Origin of the sequence: Propionivibrio sp., from assembly GCF_016790145.1 — a bacterium.
Classification (GTDB): domain Bacteria; phylum Pseudomonadota; class Gammaproteobacteria; order Burkholderiales; family Rhodocyclaceae; genus Propionivibrio.
The window spans coordinates 75,917-82,295 of sequence record NZ_JAEUOI010000047.1 but is presented as its reverse complement, the minus strand read 5'-3'; the positions used below and the strand labels follow the sequence as shown (position 1 = coordinate 82,295).

Below are 6,379 nucleotides of genomic sequence, written 5' to 3'. Positions count from 1 at the left end.
GAACCGACGACGAGCGCGTTGCCCTCAAGTTCGAGCAGTCCCGGATCGGCGAGTCCGAGGGCAAAATAGGCACCGACGCCGGCCGCCAGTCCGAGAATCGCTGCCGGTACCCGGCGGGTCAGGCGCGGTGCGCCAAGCATCACGACAATGGTCACGGCGCCGACCACCATGCCCTGCCACTGCCATGCGGCAGGCGCCGCGAGCGATTCCCAGAAATGGATGTCCTTGGGGACGCCGAGGAACCTCGGCACCTGGCCGGCGATGATGTAGAGACCGACGCCCGACAGATAGCCACTGACTACCGGATAAGGCATGTACTCGATCAACTGCCCCAGACGCAGCATGCCGAAGACGATCTGCAACAGTCCCGCTGCCAGCCCGAGCAGCGAGAACAGCAGCATCGCTGCGGCGAAATCGCCGCCGTTCAGCATGAACTCCAGCGCAAATGCCGCCAGCACCGCCGCCGCAGGCGCACAGGGTGCGGTGATCAGCCGTTGGGTGCCGCCCAGTGCCGACGCAATCAGCCCGAGCGCCGCCGCGCCAAGGATGCCGGCCAGCGCGCCCTGCGCCACATGCGCCGCACCGAGCGGTGAATAGATGGTGACCCCGAAGGCGATCGCGGAAGGCAGCGCGACCAGGATCGCGGCGAGTCCTCCCCAAAAATCGCCTGCTTCGAGTCTGGGCAGCTTCATGGCCTATGCTCGCTGATATTGAAATTTTTTTACCTTGGACCTGCGCACAGCCTATGTCAAGGCGGCCAAGGAACGAGTACGAAATAACTTCCCGACCTGCTCGTTTCTTGATGAACGCGGCTATTCTTTTTGCTCGGGATCCACCGGAACTGCCACAAAGCCGTAGCGCCGGGCAACATCCTTGCGCTGCAGGATGCCAACGGGGATGTGCCTGCCGTCCCATTCCAGCGAGAGCGTGCTCAATGTCCCCGGAGTCTGGTCGAGCACTGCGAGCAGGTCGGCATCGCTCGCCGCTTCACCGCCGGGTTGGCGCAGGCAGGCAAGCAGCGCGGGCAGATCGCGGTCGCAGAGCAGGGCGATACTGTCCAAGCATTCAAGCAGCAGATTGCCTTCTTCGTCAAAGGCAGCGCCGAGTATGTCTTCAACAGCGTCGCCGGTATGGGTCAGCAGGATGTTTTCAGAGCTCAGCCGCAGCACCCAAGGCGTGTAGTCGAGCTCGACAAAAACCCGCTGCGGGCCGTTCTGAATGAAGTAGTTGCCGTGTTCGTCGTGCCCATACTGGCGATTGAGAAAACTGGCCAGACCCGCGTGCGTGACGGGTTCGCCGCGCATGCGCCACTGACCGCGGCGGTCAAGCGAGAGCCAGCCGTAGCAGGCGGGAACGTTCGGCCAGCGCAGCATGCCGCTGAAGTCAGGCAGTTTTTCCGGTGTTTTCATTGGCACATGATCAGAGCAACGCCTCGATATCACTGGCCATGGCTTCCGGCGCCAGGGACGATGCGTATCGCTTGATTACATCGCCTGTGCGATTGACCAGGAATTTGGTGAAATTCCACTTGATGCCTTCGGTGCCGAGCAGGCCAGGCGCCGCTTTTTTCAGGTGCTGGTAGAGCGGGTGGGCGTTGTCGCCGTTGACCTCGATTCGGGCGAACATCGGAAAGCTGACGCCATAATTCTTCTGGCAAAAGCTGGCGATTTCAGCGGCCGCCCCCGGTTCCTGCGCACCGAACTGGTTGCACGGGAAGCCGAGGATCACCAGGCCGCGCTCCCTGTAGCGCTGGTAGAGCGCCTCAAGGCCTTCGTACTGCGGCGTGAAACCGCACTGGCTGGCGGTGTTGACGATGAGCAGAACCTTGCCGGCGTAGTCGGCAAGTGACTGCGTTCCGCCTTGCAGGCGTTCTGCCGTAAATTCAGATAATTCGTAATTTGAACCGCTCATGAGTGTTCTCCTTTTGCAAAGGGTGATCAGTATCTGGCTGTATTACACCCGCGTCAACTTCGCTGTCCACATCGCTGTCCACATGGCCAGGCCGCGTGGTAAGCAGAGATGCAGTCTATTGCTGCGGCCCGATGAAGTCAGAATTTTCCGTCATACCGGCAAAGGCCGGTATCCAGTGCAGGCGCTGATTCGCCTCCTGGACCCCGGCTTCGCAGTGCTGAGCGCGAAGCCGGGCCTGGGGCCACGATCTACATCAATTGATAGGCTTGACAACGGTGTATGCGTTCTGCCTCTTCCCCATCCCGAATTACAGCTCACAAGGTCATCGGTGAGACAAGAGGCAAGCGTCTCGCTATTGCATCGAGGTTTGAAGGTGTTAGTTTTTCACCCTGAATCAGCGAAAGCAACCACTCAGGAAATATCTTGCCAGCAAGATTTGCTTGCGGGCGGCTGGTCCCAGCGCCGTGGCGCTCTGAGAGGGGCGTGGGCGGGAGCCCGGCTCGAGGTGCCCAGGCTTTGATTTCCGGCTTGTGGGACTCGTGCCGATAGTGTGCCTATTGCATCAAATTGGTGCTTTTGCACCAATTTTTGTCTTGTCAGGTCGCCTGATCCAGCTTACTGCAGCCGCTGTGGCATAGGGCGCAACAGCAACAATAGTAATGATTGCAAGGATTTCGTTCCAGTCCATGATTGCCTCCGATTGTCAAAAATTAAACCAGATGAAGCAAGATAAATGCCAGCCATTAATAAAGCATTCGCTGGCCTCGCTTCAGGCCATAAAATCTGGTATCCGCTCAAGGGGATTGCAGCGATGCTTTGGATGATGTCGTTTCCCGGAACGGTAAACAGATCGCCAACAGACGGCACGGCCTGTCGGTGTTAATTCAGTTCTGTAACGATGAATGGAATACGCTGGATGCTTGGCGTGGTGCCTGAGCTCAGTTGGCACGAGTCTCGTCGATACAGTTACACTCGCTGCAAAGCGCCGGAAATCAGCGCCTGACCTGGACTGCAAAGCTTGCCTCAATGGCCGTCCGGCGTCCTCGTCATGTTCTTCGGAGGTTTCTCTTTCAGGTCCATGGATACTTTGATTATCCTCCTTGAAGCCAGCGCTTTCCCGCTGCTCTTCCTGGTCTTGTTCGGGTTGTTTGCGTGGCGCTACCGCAGAGCGGTTGCACTAGGCATGAGTCGGCGACGGCGCACTTCTGAATCCAGCGTTCCTGCTCCAGGCAACATTGTTCAGGGCGAATGGCCAGCGGGGCGCGCTCGCTTGCGCCTGCAGCCGATTGCCCCGTCCGTGGCGTTGCTGTCCTCCGCTGCCTGTGCACAGCTCGCGCAGGCGCAACACACAAGTTTGCTGGTGCGCCTTGCTTTCGCGGCGGCGGGCACCGTGCATATGGTTCTGACATCAGGCGTGCTGTGGTGGTCTTCTGCGGGATCCTTACCAACTGATCAGCGTGGGGTGATGGCACTTCTCGCGCTGGCCCCCGGCCTGCTCGTTCTTGGCGCCTTCCTGACCCGGCGGGCGCGGATACGCATCGCCATGGCACTGGCTTGTTTTCTGCTCGGCTTCGGCGCCCTTGTGCTCTTCGGCGACCCGCTGCGTGGTTTGCGAGCAGTTTGGGCATTCGCCCCGCTGATGGTCATCTTTCCGCTCGCCGGGTTGCTGTTTCTTCTCGTGCGTCAACTGCGGCCCCTGCTCGTGGCGCTGATGGCGGTGGTGGCTTTTTTAATCTGTGGGGTCGCGCTCGTGCTGCTGTTCGGCCTGGACGATATCCAGCCGCTGCAAACCGGACGACCCTGGCTGCTGTGGCTCGGGCTGGTCTATCCGGTCTTTGGCGTAGTCATCCTGATGCGCCTGTTGCGTCGTCGCAGAAAATACGTACCTATCGTCTTGCTCGGCGCAACGGCACTGGCAGGAATTCTCGTCGATCTGCTCTTCGCGCCGAAGTTTCCGCTCGGACCAATCCTCGTTGCTCTGCCCGTCAATGTCCTGCAGGCTTATTTCGTCTGGCTGACCTTCAAGTTTTTCATCTGGCTCGGAGATCGTCATTACCTTCCGGCCCAGGTGCTTCATTTTCACCTGTGCTGGTTGTTTCTTACGCTTTGTTTCGGTCTCATCGCGGCCAATATCGGCGCTGACCTCAGGCCGGCGGTACCGATCTGGGCGCTGCTCAGCGCGGCATTCGCCTGTTATGCAATTGTTCTGCATGCGGCCCTGCGCCATCAATGGTCGGCGCGCCGGAACGAAAGTGGCAAGCGGCTGCTACTGCTGCGTGTGTTCAGCGACCCGGAGAAGCGTACCCAGCTCCTTGACATGCTCGACGACACGTGGCGGCGCAGCGGGCGTATCGATCTGATCGTCGGCACCGACCTGGCCTTGCGCACCCTGAGCGCGCGCATGCTGGAGTCCTTCCTTCTGCGTCGGGCGGACCGCGAATTTCTCAAGTCAGGACAACAGGTAGAACGGCGCATCGCGGCGCTGGGTAGCGGTCTTGAGGGCGATCTGCACTATCCGGTGAATGATCTGTACTGCTACGCGGACGCCTGGCCGCATGCCGTGAGCCGGCTCGCCCCCGAGTCGGACCTGGTGCTGATGGACTTGCGCGGGTTCAACCGGGGCAGGCTGGGCTGTACATTCGAGTTGCACATGCTGCTCGACACTGTGGCGCTGCGACGCATCGTGCTGGTCACGGACTCGTCGACCGACGCGAGCGCTCTTGAGGAAACAGTAGAAGCCGCGTGGCGTGGTCTGGCGAATAACTCGCCCAACGCGGGTGATGAGAGTCCACTACTTAATACACTGGCGTTCACCGGGAGCAAGGCGATCGACAGTACAGCGCTGACGCTTGCCGTCTATGCAGCCGCCTGGGAAGCAAAGGAGGGGGAAAAATAAAACCATCGGATTATCAAAACGGGCCGGGCCAATCCAGTCGCTGTAGTTCTTGTATCGCTTTGGTTGTCTGTTGCTCGCCCATCTTGAAACCATGATCCCCAGATGGTGGGTGCCATTCTCAAGCTTTGTCCTGTTGCGTTTCAAATGCTTTCAAACAGGGCACGTAGGCCATATCCGTCTTGGTGATGTGATTGGTAAGCCAATCCTTGAGGAATTCCACGGTTTCAGAGGAAACATCCTGCCCGATGGCCTTGGCCTGGAGTTCTGCCAGCTTGACGCGAAACAGGGCATGCTCAGCCATGTGTTCGGCCAGATCGGGATAGTTCGCCGACTTCATCAGGGCTTCTTCAGCCGCGAAGTGCTCGTCAGCGTAATGCTTCAATCGAGCAACCGAGTACACGCCCAGGAGCCTGCGTTTGTCAGTGGCGGCAGCTTCGAGTTCGGCGAGCCAATGGAAAATCGACTTGTGGTGCTCGTCAAGCAGCTTTACGCCTGTGCTGAGAGCCGGTGTCCATTTAATCATTGTGAAATATTAGCACTTGCCGGCCCTTAATCGGGCAATCAATTCGCTAATTTTCACTTCGCCGTAACAATTTTCCTGCGCGCTCAGTTCCAGTCGCTGCTGCTTGAACTGCTGTCATCCCAGGACGACGTGTCCGAGACGCCAAAATCCGGTCCGCCCATGTCGTCGAAGCTGTTGTCCTGAAGCGATGGCCCCAGGTCGTTTGGAAGCAGAGACTGGGCATGCTGTTCTTTCCCATCCATGAAGCGGTGCATCAGTGCCTCGCCAGCCACCAGTCCAACCCCGACTGCCGCGCCCGTCGCCAGCCCGCCCATGACTCGCGAACCCATGCCAGGCCCCTGAGCGCCCGGTGTCCCTACGTTACCCGCCGCATAGGGTTGCAGCGGTGTTGAAGCATTGCCGGAGCCATATCCAGCTGCCAGGCCACCGCCTGAAGCCGACATCGCGTTGCGCTGAGACATTATGCGTACGGCGAACAGGATGAAGGCAATCAAGCCCACTCCGATCAGCAGCATTCCCCAAGGGACGGAAGATTCATGAACGGGCTGTTGCAATGCCTGGGAATGCTGTACCTCAAATGGCCAGGCGCCATGCGAGGAACCCAGTTGCCCCCTGAGATGCTGCACGGCCTCGGGCTTGGCGAAAGGCAGGCCGGGCGCGAGGCGCTCGGCCGTCGCCAGTTCGGCTTCGGCTTTCCGGAGCTGACCTTGTTTGACCAGCAGCTCAGCTTCGACAAAATGCGCCTTGCCGCTGTTCGGGTGCGCTCTGAGCACTTCCTGCATCATGGTCTGCGCTTCAGTCAGCTTGCCGGCCTCGGCCGCCTGATAGATCTGGTGCAGGCTAGGCTCATCGGCGAGCGCGGAACCGCTGATGAGCGCCGTCGAAGCAAACATCATCAGACCCAGTAGAAAATTTCTTGCCATTAAAGAATTCCTTCCGATAAATACGAAGTTCGAGGATGACCGGCTTCCGGCCCAGTCAGGGTCGATCGCGTCATTTGATGACACAGCGGCAAAATAGGGGCAGGGGAGAGAAGGTTCAAGAAGTCA

General features: G+C 59.2%; 7 protein-coding genes. 1 reads left to right on the top strand and 6 read right to left on the bottom strand.

Going from position 1 to position 6,379, the window contains the following annotated elements; translation table 11 throughout:
- From JNM42_RS04625 to JNM42_RS04610, 4 genes are all read right to left on the bottom strand, one after another.
- The coding region (locus tag JNM42_RS04625) for a SulP family inorganic anion transporter (protein WP_294266882.1) at nt 1–692 on the bottom strand (692 nt) is incomplete at its 3' end.
- A gap of 120 nt (nt 693–812) precedes the next feature.
- On the bottom strand, nt 813–1,409 hold the full coding sequence (locus JNM42_RS04620; RefSeq protein ID WP_294266880.1) for a DUF2946 family protein: 597 nt from the start codon (nt 1,407–1,409) through the stop codon (nt 813–815).
- Nucleotides 1,410–1,419: 10 nt separating this feature from the next.
- Nucleotides 1,420–1,911 carry a glutathione peroxidase gene (locus tag JNM42_RS04615; RefSeq protein WP_294266878.1) on the bottom strand — a complete coding sequence of 164 codons (492 nt, stop codon included), beginning with the start codon at nt 1,909–1,911 and terminating at the stop codon, nt 1,420–1,422.
- A 562-nt stretch (nt 1,912–2,473) separates the two neighbouring features.
- Nucleotides 2,474–2,599 (bottom strand): hypothetical protein, encoded by a 126-nt coding sequence (locus JNM42_RS04610; RefSeq protein ID WP_294266875.1) that lies wholly within the window; start codon nt 2,597–2,599, stop codon nt 2,474–2,476.
- Between the two features lie 390 nt (nt 2,600–2,989).
- Between JNM42_RS04610 and JNM42_RS04605 the strand changes: the two genes are divergently transcribed.
- Nucleotides 2,990–4,807: a hypothetical protein gene (locus JNM42_RS04605; RefSeq protein ID WP_294266872.1), complete on the top strand. Its 1,818-nt coding sequence runs from the start codon at nt 2,990–2,992 to the stop codon at nt 4,805–4,807.
- Between the two features lie 118 nt (nt 4,808–4,925).
- Here the strand turns inward: JNM42_RS04605 and JNM42_RS04600 are convergent, their stop codons facing one another.
- On the bottom strand, nt 4,926–5,330 hold the full coding sequence (locus JNM42_RS04600; protein ID WP_294266869.1) for a bacteriohemerythrin: 405 nt from the start codon (nt 5,328–5,330) through the stop codon (nt 4,926–4,928).
- A gap of 83 nt (nt 5,331–5,413) precedes the next feature.
- Entirely contained in the window at nt 5,414–6,253 is an 840-nt protein-coding gene (locus tag JNM42_RS04595) for a tetratricopeptide repeat protein (protein ID WP_294266866.1), read from the bottom strand.
- Nucleotides 6,254–6,379: the final 126 nt, after the last annotated feature.